Origin of the sequence: Pedobacter steynii (assembly GCF_900103665.1) — a bacterium.
GTDB classification, from domain to species: Bacteria; Bacteroidota; Bacteroidia; order Sphingobacteriales; family Sphingobacteriaceae; genus Pedobacter; species Pedobacter steynii.
The window spans coordinates 1-22,091 of the sequence record NZ_FNGY01000017.1 but is presented as its reverse complement, the minus strand read 5'-3'; the positions used below and the strand labels follow the sequence as shown (position 1 = coordinate 22,091).

At 42.0% G+C, this 22,091-nt stretch carries 21 protein-coding genes; 7 read left to right on the top strand and 14 right to left on the bottom strand.

The genetic code is table 11. The features are described 5' to 3' along the window. Positions 1-31: 31 nt before the first annotated feature. Positions 32-457 (top strand): (4Fe-4S)-binding protein, encoded by a 426-nt coding sequence (locus tag BLQ87_RS31280; RefSeq protein ID WP_074612844.1) that lies wholly within the window; start codon positions 32-34, stop codon positions 455-457. Between the two features lie 94 nt (positions 458-551). Here BLQ87_RS31280 and BLQ87_RS31275 read toward each other — a convergent pair whose 3' ends face one another. From BLQ87_RS31275 to BLQ87_RS31235, 9 genes are all read right to left on the bottom strand, one after another. Beyond that, complete coding sequence (locus tag BLQ87_RS31275) at positions 552-1,397, bottom strand: hypothetical protein (RefSeq protein ID WP_245723968.1); 846 nt, start codon at positions 1,395-1,397, stop codon at positions 552-554. A 260-nt stretch (positions 1,398-1,657) separates the two neighbouring features. Beyond that, positions 1,658-2,665: an LLM class flavin-dependent oxidoreductase gene (locus BLQ87_RS31270; RefSeq protein WP_074612842.1), complete on the bottom strand. Its 1,008-nt coding sequence runs from the start codon at positions 2,663-2,665 to the stop codon at positions 1,658-1,660. A 125-nt stretch (positions 2,666-2,790) separates the two neighbouring features. After that, on the bottom strand, positions 2,791-3,825 hold the full coding sequence (locus BLQ87_RS31265) for a LacI family DNA-binding transcriptional regulator (protein ID WP_074612841.1): 1,035 nt from the start codon (positions 3,823-3,825) through the stop codon (positions 2,791-2,793). Positions 3,826-3,881: 56 nt separating this feature from the next. After that, positions 3,882-4,568: a phosphatase PAP2-related protein gene (locus tag BLQ87_RS31260; RefSeq protein WP_074612840.1), complete on the bottom strand. Its 687-nt coding sequence runs from the start codon at positions 4,566-4,568 to the stop codon at positions 3,882-3,884. Positions 4,569-4,572: 4 nt separating this feature from the next. Then, the gene (locus BLQ87_RS31255) at positions 4,573-7,098 is read right to left on the bottom strand and encodes a DUF5686 and carboxypeptidase-like regulatory domain-containing protein (RefSeq protein WP_074612839.1); all 2,526 of its coding nucleotides are present in this window, start codon (positions 7,096-7,098) and stop codon (positions 4,573-4,575) included. 106 nt (positions 7,099-7,204) lie between these two features. Further along, positions 7,205-8,044 carry a DUF4249 domain-containing protein gene (locus tag BLQ87_RS31250; RefSeq protein WP_074612838.1) on the bottom strand — a complete coding sequence of 280 codons (840 nt, stop codon included), beginning with the start codon at positions 8,042-8,044 and terminating at the stop codon, positions 7,205-7,207. 3 nt (positions 8,045-8,047) lie between these two features. Further along, complete coding sequence (locus tag BLQ87_RS31245; protein ID WP_176833005.1) at positions 8,048-10,582, bottom strand: TonB-dependent receptor; 2,535 nt, start codon at positions 10,580-10,582, stop codon at positions 8,048-8,050. 132 nt (positions 10,583-10,714) lie between these two features. Then, positions 10,715-11,707, bottom strand: a complete 993-nt coding sequence (locus BLQ87_RS31240) for a FecR family protein (protein ID WP_074612836.1) — start codon at positions 11,705-11,707, stop codon at positions 10,715-10,717. A 5-nt stretch (positions 11,708-11,712) separates the two neighbouring features. Then, positions 11,713-12,324: an RNA polymerase sigma-70 factor gene (locus BLQ87_RS31235; RefSeq protein WP_074612835.1), complete on the bottom strand. Its 612-nt coding sequence runs from the start codon at positions 12,322-12,324 to the stop codon at positions 11,713-11,715. Positions 12,325-12,475: 151 nt separating this feature from the next. Between BLQ87_RS31235 and BLQ87_RS31230 the strand changes: the two genes are divergently transcribed. The 3 genes from BLQ87_RS31230 to BLQ87_RS31220 are packed head-to-tail and all read left to right on the top strand — an operon-like array spanning position 12,476 to position 13,696. Continuing rightward, entirely contained in the window at positions 12,476-12,964 is a 489-nt protein-coding gene (locus BLQ87_RS31230; RefSeq protein ID WP_074612834.1) for a CHRD domain-containing protein, read from the top strand. Positions 12,965-12,968: 4 nt separating this feature from the next. Then, the gene (locus BLQ87_RS31225; RefSeq protein WP_074612833.1) at positions 12,969-13,415 is read left to right on the top strand and encodes a hypothetical protein; all 447 of its coding nucleotides are present in this window, start codon (positions 12,969-12,971) and stop codon (positions 13,413-13,415) included. 41 nt (positions 13,416-13,456) lie between these two features. Beyond that, on the top strand, positions 13,457-13,696 hold the full coding sequence (locus tag BLQ87_RS31220) for a hypothetical protein (protein ID WP_074612832.1): 240 nt from the start codon (positions 13,457-13,459) through the stop codon (positions 13,694-13,696). An 86-nt stretch (positions 13,697-13,782) separates the two neighbouring features. Here the strand turns inward: BLQ87_RS31220 and BLQ87_RS31215 are convergent, their stop codons facing one another. After that, on the bottom strand, positions 13,783-14,025 hold the full coding sequence (locus BLQ87_RS31215; protein ID WP_074612831.1) for a hypothetical protein: 243 nt from the start codon (positions 14,023-14,025) through the stop codon (positions 13,783-13,785). 40 nt (positions 14,026-14,065) lie between these two features. After that, the gene (locus BLQ87_RS31210; RefSeq protein WP_074612830.1) at positions 14,066-15,295 is read right to left on the bottom strand and encodes a right-handed parallel beta-helix repeat-containing protein; all 1,230 of its coding nucleotides are present in this window, start codon (positions 15,293-15,295) and stop codon (positions 14,066-14,068) included. Between the two features lie 262 nt (positions 15,296-15,557). Here BLQ87_RS31210 and BLQ87_RS31205 point away from each other — a divergent pair, with 262 nt between their 5' ends. The 3 genes from BLQ87_RS31205 to BLQ87_RS31195 are packed head-to-tail and all read left to right on the top strand — an operon-like array spanning position 15,558 to position 20,402. Next, a complete protein-coding gene (locus BLQ87_RS31205; protein ID WP_074612911.1) occupies positions 15,558-17,960 on the top strand; it encodes a TonB-dependent receptor in 2,403 nt (800 codons plus the stop codon). A 15-nt stretch (positions 17,961-17,975) separates the two neighbouring features. Continuing rightward, positions 17,976-19,208 carry a hypothetical protein gene (locus BLQ87_RS31200; protein ID WP_074612829.1) on the top strand — a complete coding sequence of 411 codons (1,233 nt, stop codon included), beginning with the start codon at positions 17,976-17,978 and terminating at the stop codon, positions 19,206-19,208. 60 nt (positions 19,209-19,268) lie between these two features. Beyond that, a complete protein-coding gene (locus BLQ87_RS31195) occupies positions 19,269-20,402 on the top strand; it encodes a PepSY-associated TM helix domain-containing protein (protein ID WP_074612828.1) in 1,134 nt (377 codons plus the stop codon). A 75-nt stretch (positions 20,403-20,477) separates the two neighbouring features. Here BLQ87_RS31195 and BLQ87_RS31190 read toward each other — a convergent pair whose 3' ends face one another. From BLQ87_RS31190 to BLQ87_RS31180, 3 genes are read right to left on the bottom strand one after another with little or no spacing between them, the layout of a single operon-like run. Continuing rightward, positions 20,478-20,894: a hypothetical protein gene (locus tag BLQ87_RS31190; protein WP_216857892.1), complete on the bottom strand. Its 417-nt coding sequence runs from the start codon at positions 20,892-20,894 to the stop codon at positions 20,478-20,480. After that, positions 20,891-21,277: a hypothetical protein gene (locus tag BLQ87_RS31185; protein WP_074612827.1), complete on the bottom strand. Its 387-nt coding sequence runs from the start codon at positions 21,275-21,277 to the stop codon at positions 20,891-20,893. The genes BLQ87_RS31190 and BLQ87_RS31185 overlap by 4 nt, the downstream gene beginning before the upstream one ends. A 56-nt stretch (positions 21,278-21,333) precedes the next feature. Beyond that, complete coding sequence (locus BLQ87_RS31180) at positions 21,334-21,927, bottom strand: Crp/Fnr family transcriptional regulator (protein ID WP_074612826.1); 594 nt, start codon at positions 21,925-21,927, stop codon at positions 21,334-21,336. Positions 21,928-22,091 lie beyond the last annotated feature (164 nt).

The following is a 22,091-nucleotide window of genomic DNA, read 5'->3' as shown; positions in this document are numbered from 1 at the left end:
TAATGATAGGCTTAATTGTTAATCTCCTATCATGAAAGACATCACGAAAAAATACAGCAATGGAGAGGTGACTATCGTATGGAAACCCGGCGTATGCATCCATTCAAAAATCTGCTGGCGTGGCCTTGCGGAGGTATTTAATCCTGCTGAACGCCCATGGATAAAACCGGAAGCTGCGACAACCGATCAGATCATCGCCCAGGTTAAACGATGTCCATCCGGCGCACTTAGTTATTACCTGAATGATCAGGTAGAAGAACCCCAGGAAAGCCATGCGGAAAGCATTGTCGAGGCCGTCCCAAATGGGCCATTGCTCGTTTATGGAAACCTCATTGTGAAGGACAAGGAAGGAAATGAAACCAGAAAGAATAAAGTAACGGCTTTTTGCAGGTGCGGTGCTTCCGCCAATAAACCTTATTGTGACGGGACACATACCAAGATTGGATTCAGCAGTTGAGGGCCATTTCGGTAAAAAGAGAAAGCTCCAGCTTATGCTGAAGCTTTCGGCCCCACATGGGTCAAAGAATAACCTTAAAATGTTGAAAGCGTTTTTAGTTTAATGGCGCCGCAGCAGTACTCAATTTAACCACCGGCCATTTTCCGGGAGTAGGAACACTTACTCCTTTATTGTCGCCACGTTTGGCATCTTGTCCAAAATAATACAAGGGCCAACCTTTAAAAGTTAACTGCTTCCTGCCAAATACCGTGATTTGTCCGACAAACTCGGCTTTAATCACTGAAGGCAGACTTTTAACATCTGATTCATAAAGTGGCCAAACGCTATTGTTACTCAAATCAGCCAGGGTAAAAGTGTTTTTGTTGGCCTTATCAGGAGCGAATGCATAAAGCGTCCTTCCGTTTCCATCGGTAAAATACTGTGTGATTCCTGGTCCTTCTGTAAGTGCTTCAGTATACTGTTTCCCATTTGCACCAAGGAGTTGATTGTTCACCAGCATGATGGAATAGTCGGCTTTCCCAACAAACCAGATGCCGCCAACTCCGTCGCCATTGATATCGCCGGTGGCAACATCATTTTTATAATAATACAATGGCCAGCCTTTATACGTGTTTTGTGATTTTCCATCAGCCCGGGTAATCACACCTACATCAGCAGCATTGATACCGGCATTATCGCTAAGCTCGGCCGAATAGTAAACTGACCATAGTGCTTCACAACCACCGGTACATCCGGAGGTACCATTGGCATCCATGGCGAAAAAATAAAGTGTCTTTCCGGCATTGTCTGTAAGAACAGCACCAAATTTAGCATTGGTAGTTAGCTGTAAGCCTTTTTTAGTAATAACCGGATCTTTAACTTCATCCTTCTTGGAGCAGGCAAAAAAACTGGTTAACAGACACAGGACCATCAGGAGTCTGGTTTTCGAATTGTTCATCATAGGTCAGATTTTAGGGGGTTAATTAATAGTTCTATACTCCTATTACGAATGTTCTCCCCCAAGCGTTGCCTGATGAAAAAAATAAACCTGCTGCTGCTAAATTTTTCTGAGCTTCAACGCGTTTAATACCGTCTTACCCAATACCGGAATAAAGTCCCTTGTGACCCCTTGATACAAAATTGATACGCTTTAATCTCAAAAGTAAAAGCCCTAAAACTCAGGCTAAAGTCAAGATGGGAAGCTGAATATATCGCATCAATTTATATTCCTTTAAAGACTTCTGATAGCAACTGATAGGATTTTAAACGTGCCTGATGGTCAAAAATATGCGAAGTGGTCATCAGTTCATCAACCTGAGTCTGGTCCAGAAACTGTTGCAGATCGTTGCTCAGCGTTTCCTTATTTCCTGTAAAAGTACAGGCCAGCATCTGTTCTGCCTGCTCTTCTTCATATGGGGTCCAGATTCCCTCCATCGTTTCTACCGGTGGCTGGAGCAGGGAACGTTTCCCTGTTACAATACCTCTGAACAACTGGTACAGGGAAGTAGCCAGTTTATTAGCTTCCGCATCTGTATCTGCGGCAACCACATTTACACAAGCCAGTACATAAGGTTCTTTTAAATGATCGGAAGGTTTAAAGTTCTGTCTGTAAATATTGATGGCCGTCAGGAATTGTGCCGGGGCAAAATGACTTGCAAAAGCATAAGGAAGGCCTAATGCCGCAGCTAAACGGGCACTGTCGGTACTCGAACCCAAAATCCAGATTGGAATATCCAGACCTTCTCCCGGAATTGCCCGGACACTACTGGCACTGTTTTCTTCAGAGAAATAAGCCTGAAGCTTCAGCACATCCTGAGGGAAACTATTGGCGGCATTCATCCGCTCTCCCCTGATCGCCATTGCGGTCACCTGATCGGTTCCCGGTGCTCTTCCGAGTCCAAGGTCAATCCTGCCGGGAAAGAGGGACTCCAAAGTTCCAAACTGCTCGGCGATAACTAAAGGGGAATGATTTGGCAACATGATTCCTCCGGAACCCACCCTGATCGATTTAGTACCACCTGCAATGTGTCCGATCACAACTGAAGTTGCAGAACTTGCCACGCTGATCATGTTGTGGTGTTCTGCCAGCCAGTAACGGTGATAGCCCCAGGCTTCTGCCTGTTGTGCGAGATTCAAACTATTTTTAAACGTATCTGCAGGCTTTTTTCCTTCAATAACAGTAGCCAGGTCCAATACAGAATAAGGAATGGAAGTCAGTTGTTTCTTCATGTGAATAAAATAAAATCAAAAATACAATCAAAACAGCTCCCCGATAAGGGCAAATGACTGATATGACTTTCAATTCACATGTTTTCAATTATTCAGACATCAGTCAAACAATTGGGAATCCCTGACTAGGATAAAACCTTTTTCGCGGTAGAGCCCCGCTCAATCAGATTTGATGGGATTTGCAGCTTCATTTCATTCGCATCTGTACTTTCTTCCTTCCGTATTTGCGACAATAACATATCTATCGCCAGTTTCGCGATTTGATAGACAGGTTGCTGAATCGTTGTTATTCCCGGGGGGAAAAGACTGAAAATTTCACTCTCATCAAAACTGATCATGGCCATATCCGAGGGGATATTTAAGCCCAGTTCCTTTACACTTCTCAAACCCATAATACCCAGGTAATTTGTGGTAAAAAGAATGGCATCCATCTCCGGATGTGCTTCGATAAAGCTTTTGATCTCCTTTACACTTTCATCTTTATCCATCTGATAAGGCAATCTTAGCGTCAGTTCCTTTTCTTCCTTCAGCCCATTCATCTTCAAAGCCGCTTTATAGCCCATCAACCGGTCCTGCAATTGGATAAGGTCAAGATCAGAGGTCACAAAACCAATATTTTTATACCCGGCCTCAACGAAACAATTCACCGCTTTATTGACGCTGTTATAATTGTCGACCAGCACATGCGGGATATTCAATCCCGGGAAATAGCCGTCTACCAGCACCACAGGTTTCCCCTGATCCACCAATTTCTGAACCTCTTCTTCCAGGCCTTTTAAAGGAGTAATAATATAACCATCAACCAGTTGCTGGGTCAGCATTCGGATGACGTCTTTTCCTTTACTAATGCTGTTATCGGTACTGCAATAAAGAATGCGGTAGCCCAGCTTATCCGCTTCCTGTTCGATCACTTTACTCATCTCTCCAAAAAAGGGTCCTCCGATATTCTCTACCACCAAACCGATGACTTTAGAGACCCCGGTGCGCAAGCCAATGGCCATGCGGTTCGGTTCATATCCGATTTCCTTTGCCTTATCGAGTACTTTTTTAATGATCTCTTTACTAATGTGTCCTTTCCCGTTTAATACAAAGGAAACGGTTGTAATAGAGGTATTGGTAAGTCTTGCAATATCTTTGATAGAGACTTTTTTATTCATCATCTGCGTGGATCATTTAGTATGGGGGCTAAAAGTATAGACAATTTATTAAAAAAATCTTACAATCCCGATGAATCGGCAGAGCGGGAACTACTTACTGCCCTAAAATCGGATACGCCAAGCTGGATACCCGATATACTGATCAGGTACCAGAAGAATACCGTAAAGACAGGAGCCGCCAGGACATCTACCGTATAATGGACATGCTGAATTAACAACAATACCCCCATCAGGAGTGTCATTCCAAATCCGATTAGTTTTCTTTGCCTGCTTTGCTGACACAAGGCCAGCAGACATAAAATAGAAGTATGTCCGGAAAAGAACAGGTCTTTGGTAATGGTTTTGGTATGGTAAAAGAAAATAGACAGCGGATCCCACATTTCCACCAATCCGGCTGGTGGGTCCAAAGGAACCAGACTGATGGTAACAATACGGCTTACACATAGGAATATATAGGCCCAAAGTACCGTAAGGAAGATTAAGGGATTCCGGATCACATCCCTGATCAACCACAAGATCCCCCCGTAAAGGACGATAAAGATCATTAGAGAAACATCGTAGGAAGGAATCATTTTCAACAATTCATCGCCCAGCACCATTCCATCTCTTTGCTCAATCTCCGCAAAGAAAACCGGCAGAAAAAAAGCCAGCAATCCCATTATAAAAACACCTAAGAACAATTTGGCTTTAAAAGCCCCGTTGCTCCATGCCTGTCGCCATGTCATTGTCGATATTTGAATTTTCATACGATTAGAAGTCTACATTAATTTTTGCACGAATGCCCCATGGACTTACGCCAGGGTTATTCAAATGCGTAAAGCGTTTTACAAAATCTATCCTCAGGAATTTAAACACATTAGAAACACCCACACTTCCCTCTATATAAGGCACATTTCCAATGGCAAAAGAGCGGGGATTCTGGTGCTCATCAAAAGGGAAGCGATACAACTGAGGGTTCTTTGCCGGATCATTCCCGGCGCTGATACTGCCGGTTAAAACTTTGACCGAGATCACCTCTCTCCATTGCAACTTTTTGATTAAGGGCACCTTATTCAGAAAAAAACCATTAAATGAATGCTGCAGGTTCAGGCTCGCATACCGGTCACTCATAAATTCCATAAAATTCATCAGGTTATAAGAAGTCAGCTGGTAAGCATAGGTCTGGTTGGCCCGGTGGATACTCAGTAATGGATAAGGCACTTTGCCAAATACGGCCCCTCCTTCCAGCACTACATCCGAGAATCCAAACTGAGAAAAGAAGAAACGTTTGGCTACGTTCAAGGTCAGGCTTTGATAATTATAATCTCCTCCCAGAAAATCTTTCATGCCAAGACTTCCTCTTAAAGTAAATACAGGGTGGCCGTTATTGATCGGCCTTCTGAATCTTTTCCCCTGATAAAACTTCTCATGGGGTGCCCAACGCAATTCAGCGGAAAACTCTGAAGTACGGAGTTCCCGGATCGCCGGGGAAGGGATTGCAGTTTGCGGAAGAAACAAAAGTCCGCCAGCAGGGTTTAGCGCCTGATTTTTATACGTCAGCCGCAGGGAAATGTGTTGTTCTGTTTCATGCAGGTATTCTGCCATCCATTTCCTGTTGTACAACCATTTGTCATTTACCCCTCTTTTGAAAGAAAGCAGGAAATTATCATCCTCCAGGAAGTTAAGCTCCTGACCTGGAATTTGTGTTTCAAAGCTATGCCTTACCGTCAGCGACCTCACCGGAAACTGATAGATGGAGCGGTCTGTTAATGAATAAATGGCACCCAGGCTATACTTCCATTTTTGGTCTTTTGTGCCATAGGCAGCATGGCCATCAAAGACCAGCTTTTTACTAAACTCTTCTGTTGTACGCCCGCCAAAACGAAACCTTGCCCCTTCTACCGGGTTAAAGCTAAAAAAGGAATTAAATGGTCCGATCTCTACCGGTCCTTTGGTCAGATAACCGGACAGTAAAAGTGCAGCCACCGCCATTTTCCGCTTAAAAGGCTTCGAGCTTTTCAGGCTATCAATATTCGTATACGCCATCTGCTCTGTTAAGGACAGCTTTTCATGTCTTGCTTTTTCCCAGAAATCTTCAGGTTGACGGTTTACTTTCTGATCGGCAATCACATTCGGCCCTATCTTTTTCTGCAAGGCCTGCGGACCAAAAACAAAATCATTGATCATGATTGTCCTTTCCCCAAAAACGCTGGTTCCTTCTTTAAAGATTCCAAGGTCCATGCTCATCACACTTTTGCCGAGGTGGTAATGGCCAGAGGAATCCTGGCGGTAATCCAATGTAATCTGCAAATCTCTTACCCAGTTCAGGTTAATCTGGTTATTTACAGAAAGTGTAGCCTTTTGCACGGCATAGTGCCCGTCCAGGCTCACATATAAATACCCCATAAAGAGAACATCCTGTTTGTTTTTTGGGGAAACCATCACTTTAAGCTGCCATGGAGAGACATCTTTCAAGGTATCCAGAATAAAATATTTGTAAAACTGAGGCGCCATATCGGCGATAGGACTTAGAAAACGCTGGTTTCCCATACCGATATCATGGTCATAGAGGTCTGCCCGCTGGTACACTTTTTCCAGATATTCATTGATTCCATCCTCATCAATGTACTGGTCTATTCTGGACTGCTTTTCTCCAAGAACCAGGCTGGAATCCTGGCCCTGAGCGGAATATTTATACCGGCTTAATTTCTCCTGCATGAATACAGGAATCAGGTGTTTTCCCGGCCTTCTTAATGAATCCGAGTTCCTGATCAGAAAAGGAAGCTTTTTGAGCAGTGAAGATTTTTTCGCCTTTTCGCTGCTGATACTCAAAGACATATTTAGCTTTTCGTATTGCTCAAAGACCATTTCTTTATGAAATTTGGAACTGTTTCGTTCCTTATGCTCCATCACTTTGCGGATCAGTTCTACAGCAGGATTATTTTTGTTCCTGTACCTGGGTTGTTTTGCAGCCACTACGCTAACTTCAGAGAGGTCTTGCGTTGATGGTTCCATGCTGATGTTGATCTCCTGAACCTCCGCTTTGGTAATCGTCCTGACCTGCTTTTTATAGCCGACGCCGGAATAACTGACCTCTTTAACCTTTGCATTGGTACTGATGGTATATTTTCCATCAGCATCACTGCGCGATTTAACGTTAGTATTTGAAAATCCGATATTGATATGAGATAAGGGTAATCCTGTGGACTGATCGATGATCTTTCCTTTTATTTGAACAGACTGTGCGCGGACCCCGGAAATGATAAAAAAGAAGAATAACGACGTAAAATATTTCATAAATGTGTTCGATCTGCGGCTAAAAAAGCGCACACGATCAAGTGTTTTCCTTTATGACAACGGAATCTTCAAAAAGTCTTAGAAAGAAAATGAAATATTTTATGATTTAGTTTTCCATCAGTTCTTTGATAGATTTTGTTTGCACCTCTACATCGATCGCATAAAAGAAACCGTTTGCATTGCCTGAAATATTGCCTTTTACGTTTCCGGGGACAGAAGACAATAAGCCCTTCCAATCCGTTTCCTGGAACACACTGTACAGGTAAGCACTATAATTTTCTGAGAGAGAATATTTATAAATGACCAGGTTGTCGTTTATTCCGGAATCTACGATTCTTGCCTTTTGAATCAAGGGGTGCAGTGCATTGGGCGTACCATACACATGAGAGTAACTATAAGGATAACTTTCATTAAACTTTCCGGGATCCCAGGTCTTGCCTTCCGGCAGGATCAACCATTGCTGTGCTATTTTGGTTCCGAAAGTATGCTTGGGAATGGTCAGTCTGACTCCTCCCGTCTGCGCTTTTTTTATAGAGAGCGGAATATAATTTGCGTCAATAGGAAACACCGGATACAGCGAATCAATTGCTTTATATTCTTTATGATTGTAGTTAATTGTCAAAGTGTATGCAGCATCATATCTGTCATTATTTTCCATAACAGCTGTATAAATACCTGTTCCCGGAATTTCAGTAAAAGGAACATCCTGAACACCGTCATTTACACTCACCACTGCACCACTGATGGGATTCAGGTTCACCGAAGCCTCTTCATTTCCAAAGTCTACCGGCTTAATCAGGCGGATATACTGGTGTTTACTGTAAGTATTGATTCCTCCCTCGACAATCAGATCATACATGGGAGGTATAAAAGGATCTTCTTGTTTTTTACATCCCATCAATACAAGAAGTAACGTAAGGATCCATAAATCGGCTTTTAATTTCATTTGCTAAAATTTAAAGTTATAACTGAGGGCCAATGTTCTTCCGGAAAAAATCTGCTGATCAAACTGCAAATCCTCCGGATTATTCTGGTTGATTCTGTACACCAGGGGGTTTTTCCTTCCATAAACATTATACAGTCCGACATTAAAACTACTGACCCAGCGTTTTTTAGTCTTATTGCCAATGGAAGGTTCCCATTTCATGCTAATGTCCAGGCGGTGAAAATCAGGCATCCGGGCAGAATTACGCTCCGGATAGATCGGCACCTTCACGTCCTTTTGCAGAAAATATCCGATAGGAAATGTCACTGGTCTGCCTTTATTATAAGTGAAAAGGGAATTAACAGATATCTGGTCGGAAAGCTGATAGCCTAAGGCGAGCTTTGCCACATGCGGGATGTCATACCCTGCCGGATATCTTTTTCCCTGATTAATCTGATCAATCTTACGAAAGACCCTGGACCAGGTATAGAAAAGGCTTCCCTTAAAGCGGCCAATATCTTTGGACAGCATGAACTCCAAACCGTAAGCTTCTGATGAGCCCGGACGGAGTAACATTTCTACCGCAGGGTTTTTGATGACCTGTGCATGGTCGATCATCTCCAGCTGATTCTGCATCTTTTTATAATAGCCACTCAAAGAGAAGCTTCCAAAAGAAACACGCTTTTTATATTCCAGAGAAAACATATCCGATTGCTGTGGCGCCAGATTGGGACTCGATGGAATCCAGCTTTCCAAAGATGAAAATGCCAGTTCATCATTTTGCACCAATTGCAGGTATTGGTAATTCCGGTTATAATTGAATTGCAGATAACTGGAAGGTTGCAGCATATATTGGAACGAAAAACGAGGTTCAAGTCTAAAGAATTTCTTGTATCCACCCCTAACATCTTCCTCATAGTTAATCGGCTCATAGAATTCATCGAAATAAAAGAGCCTGGGGGTGGAAATATTTTGAAACATCCCCATCCTTAAGCCATACAAAAGTCTTATTTTCTCGCCTAAAAACAGTCGATGAGAGGCATAGATCGCGGATTCCGCAGCCCTCGCACGGGGAATACTCGTCTGATCTTCCCGATTGATTTCTCCCGGAATAAAAAGATGAAGAATACTGCTGAAGCCAAACTGAAACTGACTTTGAGGTTTATGATAGAAAATAAAATCCCCCTTTACCGTAGCATCCTTGATACCGGTGATCCATTTGTCCATCCCTGCCGGGGAATCTGCATTGATAAAAAGCTGATTTTTATAGTTGCTATAGATCGCTGATAAGTTTAAAAACAGCCTCGGCGTAAAGATGTGGTTCCAGCGTAAGGTAGCCGTTTGATTCCCCCAACGGTTAAAATATCCGTTTTGCGACCTCACCTTGTCTCTTCCGATATAGGAGGAGAAAAAGATCCTGTCGCGGGTGTTGAACCTGTAATTGACTTTAAAATTGAAATCATGATATGCAGGTTTCAAATCAAACAGCTCCAGGTCCCGGCTGAGCACATTGTTCAGGCTCCTGCGGGCGGCAAACAAAAAGGATCCTTTTTCCTTCACCAGAGGTCCTTCCAGTGAAACCCTTGCCGCCAATAAACTAATCCCTCCTTTGATGTGGAAATTCTTATCGTCCCCATCTGCCATCCGGGCATCAATTACAGAAGACAACCGTCCCCCGAAATTGGCAGGTATCGCATCGGTATAAGTCTGAATATTTTTTAACGCATCCGGATTAAAAATGGAGGTTAATCCGAATAAATGTGCAGGATTGTAGACAATGGCCTCATCCAGTAAGATCAGGTTCTGATCTTTATTCCCTCCCCGGATAAACATCTGACTGCTGCCTTCCGTTAAACCAACAATCCCATTTTGCATTTGAAGAGCTTTAATGACATCTGCCTCGCCTCTATAATAGGGCGCGTTTCTCAGTGATTCCCAGTTCAGGGACTGCCCCGGATTTTTGGCCGCAATAGAATCCGGACTCTGGACCACCTTTACCACGATCTCTTCCAGTTTATTGACCTGTTTCTGCAGGCGGATCATTTGAAGATGGTTGGGGAATTGCAGGGAGAACTTCAGCCTTTGTGAGGAATAGCCCACATGACTCACCAGAATTTCATAATCATCGGTAGGAACAGTCAGGGAATAAAAACCATAGTTGTTACTGTTTACCCCTTGCTTCAGACTTTCGATATAAAAGCTGGCACCAATCAAATCTTCGCCGGTTTCTGCATCCACAATACGGCCATTCAGGGTGGTTTTATTCTGCTCCATAGGCAGGATAATCACTTCTCTGAAAAGAAATTTGTAAGAAAGGCCCGTTTCAGCGAGGAGGAACTCCAGAATCAAAGCGAGAGGGGTATCAGAAAAAGACCGGTTAAACCTTTTCCCGGAAGGGATAATCGCAGGATCAAAGGATAGCGGGGTAGTATGGTCTGCATTCAACAGATTTAAAGCCTCCTCCAGCGTGACATTGGAGAAGCGAACAGTCATTTTTTTTCTTAAAGGAATATGCTGAGCTTTTGCAAGGCTCCCTATCGTTAAAACAAGAAAAACCATGGCCATAAATTTAATGACCATGGATTGCCGGATACAGAAGACCTTCATTCAGAAATGAGGGAAAAAGAAATCATATTAACAATTATATCGTAATGATGGTTAAAATGTATAGTTTAAAAATAGGCCTGGGATTTAATTAGATAAAACAAATGTACCACCTCTTTTCGTTACTTTTAGCCTTAGCGTTTCGGCTATGCTATTCATAATTTCGGCTTCGGTCTTGTCCTTAAAGTAAGCGCTTAATGTCCTTTCCTTTAACGCAGCATCCTGAAAAATAATGTGTGTACCGAATAATTCCTTCATGTCATCCGCAACTTCAGACAAGGACGCTTTTTCATAGTGTAAGGTTTTGTCGTGCCATGCCCTGTAATTGAGGTCATTGTTTTTAGCAAAGCTCATTTGCTTTGTCTCCCTGTTGAAGGTTCCCCTGTCCTGGGCAGATAACAGAATTGTATCCTTTGCTTTTTCCAAAGAAACTTTTCCGGAATTCACGACTACCACCACTTGTTTGGGTTCTACTTTCAGGTTGAAGCTTGTTCCAAGATCGTTTACATTCAGATCGCCCACCTTGATGGAAAAAGGGTTTTCCTCATCGTGAATGACGTTGAAATAAGCTTCTCCTTCTTCCAGCTCCACATTTCTTGCCTTCAAAAATCCAGACTTATGATAAGAAATCGTGGTATTGGCATTCATAAAAATTTCCGTACCATCCGGCAAGTTTAGTTTTTGCCGCTCATTTTTTCCGGTGCTAATGGTTTGGCTTCCAATCCATCCGCTCTGATTTGCCAGCAACAAGGCTCCTGAAATGACCACTACTATAGCAACAGCCCATTTCAAAAAGAACAATCCGCTTTTCTTTTCCGAATGAAGGGGAACGATTTTAACTTCTTCAGGGATCGAGGGCTTAAATTTTTGCCAGGCCAGTTCCGGATCTGCTTCGCGGTATACCGTTAACAATTCCGCATGATCGGCGATGTCAAGAATTTCCTGATAGCTCCGCAAATGAGCGGGATCGGCTGCTTTCCAGTTTTCCAGCTCCTGAAGGTCGGCCACTGAAATTTCCCCTTCCATTTCATCCATGATCAGATGGTAGGGGATTTGATTGGGATGATTAATTTCTTCCATGATACTTATAAGACAATATTTAAGTGCAGAAGTCTTAATTCAACTGCGAATAAAAGAAATAGAAAGAAAAACAGCACCTGTTCTTTTGACAGCATGACCCTGATTTTTTCATACCCATTGGTCAGGTGGCTTTTCACTGTTTTCACCGAAATGTTTAAGGCATCCGCGATTTCCTGCTGTTTACACTTATCAAACTTGCTCATCATGATGACTTTCTTACATTGAGGAGGGAGACTGTCCAATGCTTTCTCCAGTCTGATCAGTTTATTTTCCAGCATTTGCGCTTCGTCATTTTCCATTTCAGATTCCTCGTAACCAGAGAGGAATTTTTCCTGGTGAAAGGCCTTACGGTTTTCTTTTTTTATTGTGTTTAGTGCGGTATTGATCACACACCTGGACAAATAAGAACTCAGGGATTGCCTGATATTCAATTGCTCAGCATCGTTCCAAAGCTTCAGGAAGACATCATTTACCAGCTCTTCAGCCATTTCCGGCTGACGTACATACTGAAATGCCAGAATGTATAATTTTTTATAATACCCTTTATAAAGCAACTCAAAACTCCGTTTATCCTTTCGGCAGATCCCCTCTATGAGCTCAGTATCCTGATCAGTCATAAGTATTCCTTAGTCTATATATACATGATGACAACCTAAACTCATTTAAGTCCTACTGAAATCTTCTTATTTTTTAAAAAAAATAAAAGACTAAGACTTTTAAAAAGAAGGGGTGTCTTACTAACAAAAAACAAATTTAATTTTTATGTTAATGAAAACATCCATCAATTTAAAAGGAATTTCCTTCAGAAAACCAATCTTAATGTTCGGCGCGATTTTTTGTATGCTTGCCCTCTTCAGCGCCTGTAAGAAAAAAAGCGTACGTCCGACCGAGAAAAAAGAAATCGAATACAACATCACTTCTGGTGTGAATGCGACCAATACCAAAACCGGTTCCACAGCAACGGGAACACTTACTGCCACTTATAAAAAATCGACTAAAAAACTATCCTACAGACTGACTTTCAGCGACATAAATCCGGAAAGCATCAACCTTCACCTGGGAACAGCAACAGAATTGGGCACCTTAGTCGCCAATATCAAGAAAGATGGTGCAAAGTACAACTCACCCTCCAGCGGTACCGTTGATTTAAATGAGGCCGGAGAAAAAGCACTACTGGAAGACAAGGTGTACCTCAACATCGTTTCCACAAAATTCCCTGCCGGTGAAATCAGAGGACAGTTACTTCTTAAAAAATAAAGCGATGAACCGCACATTTTTAGCAGCCCTGACGATGACCATATTGCTGGGTTCATGTACTGAAAAGCAGAGATTAAATAAAGGCAATACAAAAATTGAGATTATAGATGCCAAACCGATCAATTCCGATCTGGCAGACCTGGCTGCTTATACCGGCAGGTATCCCAATGAGGTTGCATTATTAAAAAATGTAAAACTGAAACCAAGGCTTCAGCAGTTATTGGGCAAAGATTATGACCTCATGATTAAATATTGGAATACAGAAACTCCAATCAGCGTTGAAAATAACATCATATCAACCACAGGTTGTGAGCAACACAATTGCGCCAATAACGATTATACATTGAGCATCGATTTACCAAATGATAAAATCAGCGTTTTCCATACCAAAAACGGGAAAGTAAAAAAGTATGCTGAACAAAGTAAAGCGTTGGTGAATATCGCGCCATAAAACAATTAAACACCTTAAAACAACAATTAAATTAAATCATTATGAAAAACAATTCAAGCATCCAGTCTATTTTAAAAAGTTCCATTCTTGCGGCTATCTTCTGTGCAGTAATGCCCATCGGCATGAGTGCGATGGCACAAATTAAACCGAAACAAGCTCCGGCTAAAAAAGACACGATAAAAAAAGAGATTCCGGCAAAAGACACTAAATCTCTGCCTAAAGCCGACAAAGGTCAGAAACCGGCAGCTCCCGGAACACTGAAGCCATCAAAAAAGAGTTAGCCCCCAGTACCCCCTAACAAAAAGACCCGGATTTATGATCCGGGTCTTTTTTATGTATTACAATTTGAGCTGTTACCATCCTGATTTTATTTCATAGAATAGACATCGCCTATTTTCAAAGTATGTGGAATATCCTTAGCAATAAAACTATATTGGTTATGGTCATCATCCTGTCCGCTGAGCAGACAATATCCATTCATCAGCGGACTGATGGCATGAATCCTGAACTGGGAATCGGGCCTGGACATTCGCTCAGCATGCAGTTCTTTCAATGCTGTACAGGAACCGAATAAAACTAACGCCAGTAATAACGGGTAGATTTTCCTCATACTGTTATGACAACAAGACTGGAAAAAAGTCGTAAGTCAATTAATAATTACCTGAATTACTGATTCCCGTCTTGAGTAACAGATATCCGGTTGCGGTATCATTATGATATACGCCACCCCCTGCAGCATTGAAATCAGCGACATTAATGGCCGATCCGGCAGCATAAATTGTTCCGTTAGGCAGCAGGTTATCAGAAATATTAATCGAGTATTCCGAGTGAATCGTATTGTCCCGGTAATACCCAATGCCATGATACATATCGGCCGCAGCCGCAGGAATATTAATGGTATTGTTAGCTACAACCACATATTTCAGGTAAGGAAAAGAAGGGCTGTTGGCATATTCATACAGCAGGATTCCGGAGTCATTCAGCGTGTTACCCGAAATATTCAGGTTTTGCCCGTTTCTTGCCTTGATACTTCCCCCACTTCCATTTACCGGCCATCCGGAAACCGTATTGTTCGAAATCGTTAATCCGTTAAAACTATGCGCATAAATGCCATGATCCGTAAGGCTGTCGACCAGACTCAGTGCCGGATTTCTGGTGATCGTATTCCCGTCGATTAAAGAATTGCTTTGACTGTTGTCGTTAATGGCAGTCACAAAATACCCCGTTGTGCCTCCATTTCCAAAGGTATTGTTCATGATTTTGGAATTCGTCGTGTTTTTCAACCAGACTCCCCTCCCCGGGTCCGCCACCCTGTGACAAAATACACAGTTGCTGACCAGGCTCAGGTCTGCATCTCTGAATTCCAGGTAAGCATCTTTTAAGTTGTTCGTTTTATTGGTATTCAACGCCCGCTTTCCATAATCAAAAATGCAGTACTTAAAGGAAGTACTTCCGGCTCCGATCATAGAAAACCTGATGTTCCAGAAGGTGATACCGGAAACCAGACAATTGCTCATGTCTGAGGTATAACTCATCGTCAAAATGGTGGATAAAGCACTTGCATCGAAAATGGGGTTGGTGCTTGTTTGTTTGGCGATTGAAACACCGGCCTTCATCACAATTTTGCCGGTAACCGAATAAGTTCCCGGTTGTACCAGCACCGTTTCTCCGGGATTTGCCCCGGCGATTACCGCATTAATTTGTGATAAGCTCATCCCAGTTTCGATGACATGATCTGCGACAGACGCCACAGCTGCTGTTTTCAGTGCTTTTGCCGGAGCAGCGTTCATTTCTTGCAGACTGGAATCCCTCTTACAGGCAAAAGAGCAGGATACGACAAAGAGCATCGCCCTGAGGAGGTAATTGGAGGTAGTTTTCATCCTATTTGGTTTTAAGGTTTAGCGCAGGGATATCATCCCCGCTTCATAAAATTGCAGATGAATTCCATAAAGAAAGGGGTTCCAATTCAGGTATATAAGGGTAATAATCAGTTATTGACAAAGCTTATTTAAAAAAAGTCTAAATAACGTAGGGGAAACGGACGACTTGTGATAATTATTAAGTAAAAAGGGCCATACAGTTCGCAGCTGTATGACCCAAGCCCTGAAAAGGGTTACTCTTAAATCGAAACATCTAAAAGTAATGCAAATTAAAAAAATCTTGCTAACAGGCATACTATGCGCCTGTATATTTTGTGGGCAAGCGCAGAAATTAATCAAAAGCAGCATCAAAGGAAAGGTCTCCGATGAGCAAAGAGAAGGCATTCCATTCGCGACGATCAGGCTGCTCCCTGCTAACAAAACGGTCGCTACCGACCAGCAAGGTAATTATGAACTCCAGGATTTATCACCTGGATCTTATACCATTCAGATCAGCGTTGTCGGCTTCAAAAAGATCGACCAGAAGATTGTACTTAAAGAATCGGAAACACGCGCTTTAAATTTTTCTTTAAAGGGAAGTCAAAATGAGCTAAAGGATGTGGCGATTAACGGGAAGACTAAAGCGACGAAGATTAAAGAATCCGGCTATGCGGTCAACGTGATCGAGACGAAACAATATGCCAATACAAATTCCGATATCAATCAGGTATTGAGCCGAAGCACAGGCGTTAAAATCCGTGAACAAGGTGGATTGGGCTCTGATTATTCCTTTTCTATCAATGGGCTTTCGGGCAACCACGTCAAATTTTTTATTGATGGAATTCCTTTGGAATCTTATGGAAGTGGGATGTCTTTCAATAACATTCCGATCAACATTGCAGAACGCATAGAAGTATATAAAGGGGTTGTTCCTCCCTATCTGGGTTCGGATGCCCTGGGCGGGGCGGTGAACATCGTCACGAATCGTGACCGTGGAAAATCCCTGGATGTAAGTTACAGTTATGGTTCGTTCAACACCCACCGTACCGCCGTTAGCGGAAGTTATACCCACCCAAAAAGCGGCATAAAGATTAACGTAAACTCCTATTACAACTATTCCGACAACAGTTATAAAATGAGGAGCTATCCAAAAGCCAATGTATATCTGCAGGTTCCGAGTAAAGACAAATCAGGTTTCGATACCCTGTCGTCGGCCAGGAGATTCCATAACGACTACCAGTCTTACATGGGGCAGGTTGAATTGGGCGTTGCCGATAAAAAATGGGCAGATATAGCGGTTTTTGGTTTAACGTATAATAACGTAAAAAATGAGCGTCAAACAGGGGCCACACAAGAGAAAATATATGGAAATGTTGATGCCAACAGCCACAGTATTGTTCCGAGTTTTCGCTACCGTAAAAACAGGATATTTGTAGATGGCTTGTCGGCTACTGTTTTCGCAAATATGTCGATCAGCAAAGAGGTACGCACAGATACCAGCTCTTTTTTCTCTTACCGGTGGAACGGTAAACCAGATGAATTGCCAAACCCAAAATATCCCAACAGAGGTGAAATGGGCAATAAATCTATCCTGCACTACAATAACAACAATGCCCTTGTTCAGCTAAATCTGAATTATCAACTTTCTGAACAGCACCTTTTCAATCTGAACTACAACCTGAACAGCGCCAGCCGTGAAGGTTACGATGAGATAGACCCCTACAACCAGACTTACAACAAAACCAATCGTGTAAACAAAACAGTTTTAGGCTTAAATTATCAGCAAAACTTCTTCAACAATAAACTGACCAATTCATTTTTTGGTAAATACTTTGGGTTCAGTGGCCGGCCAGACGCAAATAAGCCTGCTGAAACAGCAGAATACTATGGATATGGTCTGGCTTCTACTTATAAAATAACAGAAGAACTAGGCATCAAAGCCTCTTATGAACATGCTTACAGATTACCTGGTATGGTTGAATTGTTCGGAAACGGTCTGGATGTTATCGGTAACAGTGAGCTTAAGCCTGAAAACAGCGACAATTTTAACCTGGGCTTTTTCTTTGGTAAAACAATCGGCAAGCACCGTTTTAGCGCTGACGGATCCGTATTTTATAGAAACGCAAAAGACTACATCATTTCAAGACCCTACAGCAATTCTCAGGGCGCTTATTCCGAATCAGCAAACGAAGGCGGAATAAAAATAAAAGGAGCTGATTTTGAATTAAAATACACTTATGGCGACTTATTATCCGCGTTGGTAAACATGAGTTATTACGATGCGGTGGATCGTGAAAGGTATGTAAAAGGGACCAACAGGGAAAAGATAACCTATGGCAGCCGTACTCCAAACGAACCCTGGTTGTATGGGAACACTGATGTAAGCTTGGGAAAAAGCAATGTATTTGGTAAAAAGGGCAACCGTATTCAGTTTAACTGGTATATGCAGTTTGTGAACGACTATTCCTTAAGCTGGTCAAAATTAGGGGATGCGAAAACTAAAGATTACATCCCGGCACAATGGATACAAAACATCGCGCTCACTTATTCCCTAAAGAATGGCCGTTACAACATCACCGGAGAGGCCCGCAACCTAACCGACCAGATTGCCTATGATGTATTCAAACAGCAAAAACCTGGAAGGGCATTCTTTTTAAAACTGAGATATAACATTAATTCATTTTAATAAATCAATATAAATATGTTTAATAAAACCAAGAACCGCAGTCTGCTTTTTGCAGGTGCATTATTTGTGGCTGCATCAATTACCGCTTGCAGCAAATCTAAAGGAGGGGACACTGGCCCTACTCCTGAGGGGAAACCTGAATTTGCCATACATTACAGCACGTCTAAAGGTTCATACCTGTTACCAATTCGTGATTTAATGTCGGGTGTAATTACTCCTGTAGGAACAGGTACCGATGTAACCAATATTTTTACCTGGGGTGAGAACATCATCCAGAAAGGAAAATACTTCTATACCGTTGAGCCAAATGGCGGCAAATTCGGGAAATACAGCTTTGAAAACGGAGTTTTACAGACCATAAAAGAGATTCCATTTTCGGCAATGTCTTATCTATACCTTGGATGGCATACCTGGATAGACAGCAAAACTCTGATGATCGGCGGACGTGGCAATAGCGAATATGCAGTTATCGATGTAGACAATATGACCGTCATAAAAAGTGGTGTATTTGATACCGGAAAGGAATTACCAAAAGACCATACTTTGTCTGTAAACTCCATTACACCACAAGGTGGAAAGATTTTTATGGGCATCATGGTAAGAAACAGCATTACCAAACTTACCTATGATACTGCATACACTGCATCCATAGACTATCCGGGTTTGAATAACTTTAAAATCACAGGAAAGGATACACGTTCTGCTCCTCTTGGTGCTTTACGTAACGGATACTTCCACAAGTTTAATGATCAGGGCAATACGTATGTACTAACCCATCCGATGCCAATGTTAGGTGGTAACAAACCTAACATGCCTACAGGATTCTACCGCATCAAAGACGGGACTACAGTTGTTGATCCGGGATATTTCTTCAACATCAGTGCCCTTAGTCAGGGTGACAACCAGCTTGGTGTAGAATATCTTGGAAACGGAAAGGCCTTATTGATCAATGCCCGTGATGCCAAAAATGTAGTTAAAGAAAAAGACGATTGGTGGTACAAATCAATGTGGGAATACATTGTGGTTGACGTACATTCACAAAAAATCGTGAGGAAACTTGACTTTCCCCCTTTGTTGAATTCCCGTTCTGCAGTAGTTCATAACGGCAAAGTCTATATCGCAGTAAACGATGCCAAGGCTGATGCAATTTATATCTGGGAATACGACTCGAATACCGATAAACTAACAAAAGGAGCAAAAGTTGAAGGTGGCGATGGCGACACCCCTGTGCTTTACAAGTTAAACTAATCACCACAAAAAATCACGGCAGCGCAACCGACGGTGTTGCGCTGCCGTTTATTTTAAAAGATGAAATCCAAACTATCCGCAATAAACGCATGGTTACACCTTTGGCTGGGATTAGCTTCAGGAATTGTAGTCGTTATTCTCAGCATCACCGGATGCGTCCTGGTGTTTGAGCAGGAGATCAAAAGCCTTGCCTATCCATGGCTTCATGCCGAAAGGCCTAAGGATGCTAAAATATTAGCACCTTCTGTATTACATCGTGCAGTAGAGCAGGCATTGCCTGGAAAACATGTTGAATCCGTATGGTATCATGGAGAAAACCGTACTGCACATTTCAGCGTCCATGAGTCGGATTCGATGGTCTATGTAAATCCATATACTGCCGAAGTCATTGCAATGGTTGATCATGACGACTTCTTCCATTTTATGGATGAGGGACACCGGCACCTTTGGATTGAAGGCAAGCTGGGCAGACAAATTGTAGGCTGGTCTACTTTTATCTTCTTTTTATTGCTGATTAGCGGGATCGTTTTGTGGTGGCCAAAAAAATGGACCAAATCCACCCGCGACCAAAGCTTTAAAATCAAATGGAAAGCACGCTTTAAACGGGTAAATTATGACCTTCATAATGTACTGGGTTTCTATTCCCTGCTGCTGGCCGTATTAATGGCAGTTACTGGCTTGGTGATGAGCTTCTCCTGGTTCGGAAAAGGCGTTTACTGGTTAACAGGAGGTGAAAATGGTTCAAGGCCGAGAAGACAGAAAGTAGAAGTTTCCGGTCCATCAGTCAACACCTCTTTACAAAATGCAGATTTGATTTATAATAAAGTGGTCAATGAAATTGCGTTGTATAACAAAGACCAGGTCATCATACATTTTGCAGAAAAACCAGATGAGGCCATTTATGCCTGTACTGACATGACCATGGGCTTCTGGAGGGACCTTAATTTTGATCCCTTAACCCTGGAGCTCCTGCCAAATTCAACGAAAAGACTGGGAGATCTTAAATTCCCCGATCAGGTACGCAAGCTCAATTATGCGATACATGTAGGCGCGATTGGCGGTCTCACCACCAAAATTCTATACTTCTTAGCCAGTCTGATCTGTGCAAGTTTACCCATTACCGGATTTTATATCTGGTGGGGAAAAAAGAAAAAGAGCAAAAAAAAGCCTAAACAAGTGTTGGTAGCTGCTTAAAAGGCCAAAAATACCAGCGTAAAGAAAAAAAGGGATCATACAGGCTGAAAAGCTCAGTATATCCCTTTTTTATATTTACTCCATTTGAGTCCTGTTCAGTTGTAAACCACCAAATAGATACAATAAGGCAATGAATATCGCGATGACCGAATAAAGCGAGCCTAACGTTGTAGTTGTTCCCCGGATACCATCGGCTATTAATTCTCCCGCTCCGCGCAGAAAATAAATTCCCGAAATGAGGTAGATTCCGGGTTTCAGAAAAGGCAATCTTAGCCCCTCGCTTGTTGCCAAAATCCCATATAAACCAAATACGAAAAATACAAGGGCAACAAATACCGTCAATGCATAGGGCAAAACATGATGTACAGCACTGAGTTCCTGCATTTCGTGTTCAATTCCGGTTAACCGGAACATTTTCTCCGCCTGGAACAGCCCGGCAATATGCCCAAATGAAATCAAAACATTCAAATATCCAGCAATCCTGAGCATCATATGAATGGGATAAGTGGTATCGTGTAAATGGCTATTCCAATGAAAAACATTACCGTTACAGCCATATTGACCGGGTCTTTAAATGGCAGTTGCTTTTGATATACAAATTGTTCAATTGTTCTACCCAACCAGAACAATGCCGATCCGATCAGCATAAAATTTCCCAGGGAAGTGGTCAACAGTTCTTCAATAAAGAAGAAACACAGAATAGCATGCAAAAAGAAAACATAGATGATCCGGAGATTTAAGATCTGCATCACGGCCTCATTGTTTGGGTCAACTTTCTTCAGCTCCGATTTCCAATGTAATTTATCCCAGAACATGCAATGAAACAAACCGAAAAGCAGGCTGTGTACACCGCCAATAATTATTAAAATTTTCATAAAATTTAATTTATCTCAAAAATCTCACTAATTATCCTTAGTCCATTTGATATAGATCAAATTCCGTTTCTCGGGTTTCGGATTCTGCTCAGCGTTTCCAATGTGATCCCCAGAAAGGAAGCGATATGGCCTAGAGAGACTCTCTGGACAATACCTGGATGAACGGCCAGCAAGTTATTGTATTTCTGCAATGCAGTTTCAAATTGCAGAGAAACCAATCTTCGCTGAAGCCCGATCATCGTTTTGGTAGTCGAGTATCTCGCCAGTCTTTCTATGTCATGATATTGATCACAAAGCTTCATTATGGAATCCTTTGAAAGGATCAGGATAGTAGATTTCTCCAATGTTTCAAAATAATGATCACTGGGTTTATCCAGAAAGAAACTGTTTATTTCACAGATAAAGTCATTTTCAAAGGCGAACCAATCACTGATGTCTTTTCCATCTTTCAAATAGTAGGCTCTCAAAGCTCCTTTTACCATGAACATTAAAGATTTTGAATACTGATGTTCTTTAACAAGTATCGCATTTCTTTCAAATACCTCAATCCTGGCACATTCCATTAATGCGGTCCTACTTTCTGGCTTCAATTTTAAATATCTTTTTTCGATCAAAGCCAGCGCTTCATCAAGACTTACTATTTCTTCCATAACAGCTCGCTAAGTAAGGCACAAAGCTATATTTAAATATCCTTATCACATCTATGAATAGAAAGAAAGGGATCAATGCCAAAAGTTGTGGAGCAAGTATTAAAAATATAGCTTTGTATTTTTATATAGTTTCAATTTATGCCATCAGCTGCCGCGTCCTTGCT

Coding starts and splice junctions, on each gene's coding strand:
- BLQ87_RS31255 (WP_074612839.1), bottom strand. CDS start 7,098: ATGAAATATTTTACGTCGTTATTCTTCTTTTTTATCATTTCCGGGGTC.
- BLQ87_RS31225 (WP_074612833.1), top strand. CDS start 12,969: ATGAACCGCACATTTTTAGCAGCCCTGACGATGACCATATTGCTGGGT.
- BLQ87_RS31245 (WP_176833005.1), bottom strand. CDS start 10,582: ATGGTTTTTCTTGTTTTAACGATAGGGAGCCTTGCAAAAGCTCAGCAT.
- BLQ87_RS31250 (WP_074612838.1), bottom strand. CDS start 8,044: ATGAAATTAAAAGCCGATTTATGGATCCTTACGTTACTTCTTGTATTG.
- BLQ87_RS31275 (WP_245723968.1), bottom strand. CDS start 1,397: ATGATGAACAATTCGAAAACCAGACTCCTGATGGTCCTGTGTCTGTTA.
- BLQ87_RS31195 (WP_074612828.1), top strand. CDS start 19,269: ATGAAATCCAAACTATCCGCAATAAACGCATGGTTACACCTTTGGCTG.
- BLQ87_RS31230 (WP_074612834.1), top strand. CDS start 12,476: ATGAAAACATCCATCAATTTAAAAGGAATTTCCTTCAGAAAACCAATC.
- BLQ87_RS31200 (WP_074612829.1), top strand. CDS start 17,976: ATGTTTAATAAAACCAAGAACCGCAGTCTGCTTTTTGCAGGTGCATTA.
- BLQ87_RS31270 (WP_074612842.1), bottom strand. CDS start 2,665: ATGAAGAAACAACTGACTTCCATTCCTTATTCTGTATTGGACCTGGCT.
- BLQ87_RS31205 (WP_074612911.1), top strand. CDS start 15,558: ATGCAAATTAAAAAAATCTTGCTAACAGGCATACTATGCGCCTGTATA.
- BLQ87_RS31240 (WP_074612836.1), bottom strand. CDS start 11,707: ATGGAAGAAATTAATCATCCCAATCAAATCCCCTACCATCTGATCATG.
- BLQ87_RS31265 (WP_074612841.1), bottom strand. CDS start 3,825: ATGATGAATAAAAAAGTCTCTATCAAAGATATTGCAAGACTTACCAAT.
- BLQ87_RS31235 (WP_074612835.1), bottom strand. CDS start 12,324: ATGACTGATCAGGATACTGAGCTCATAGAGGGGATCTGCCGAAAGGAT.
- BLQ87_RS31185 (WP_074612827.1), bottom strand. CDS start 21,277: ATGAAAATTTTAATAATTATTGGCGGTGTACACAGCCTGCTTTTCGGT.
- BLQ87_RS31190 (WP_216857892.1), bottom strand. CDS start 20,894: ATGATGCTCAGGATTGCTGGATATTTGAATGTTTTGATTTCATTTGGG.
- BLQ87_RS31210 (WP_074612830.1), bottom strand. CDS start 15,295: ATGAAAACTACCTCCAATTACCTCCTCAGGGCGATGCTCTTTGTCGTA.
- BLQ87_RS31215 (WP_074612831.1), bottom strand. CDS start 14,025: ATGAGGAAAATCTACCCGTTATTACTGGCGTTAGTTTTATTCGGTTCC.
- BLQ87_RS31180 (WP_074612826.1), bottom strand. CDS start 21,927: ATGGAAGAAATAGTAAGTCTTGATGAAGCGCTGGCTTTGATCGAAAAA.
- BLQ87_RS31220 (WP_074612832.1), top strand. CDS start 13,457: ATGAAAAACAATTCAAGCATCCAGTCTATTTTAAAAAGTTCCATTCTT.
- BLQ87_RS31260 (WP_074612840.1), bottom strand. CDS start 4,568: ATGAAAATTCAAATATCGACAATGACATGGCGACAGGCATGGAGCAAC.
- BLQ87_RS31280 (WP_074612844.1), top strand. CDS start 32: ATGAAAGACATCACGAAAAAATACAGCAATGGAGAGGTGACTATCGTA.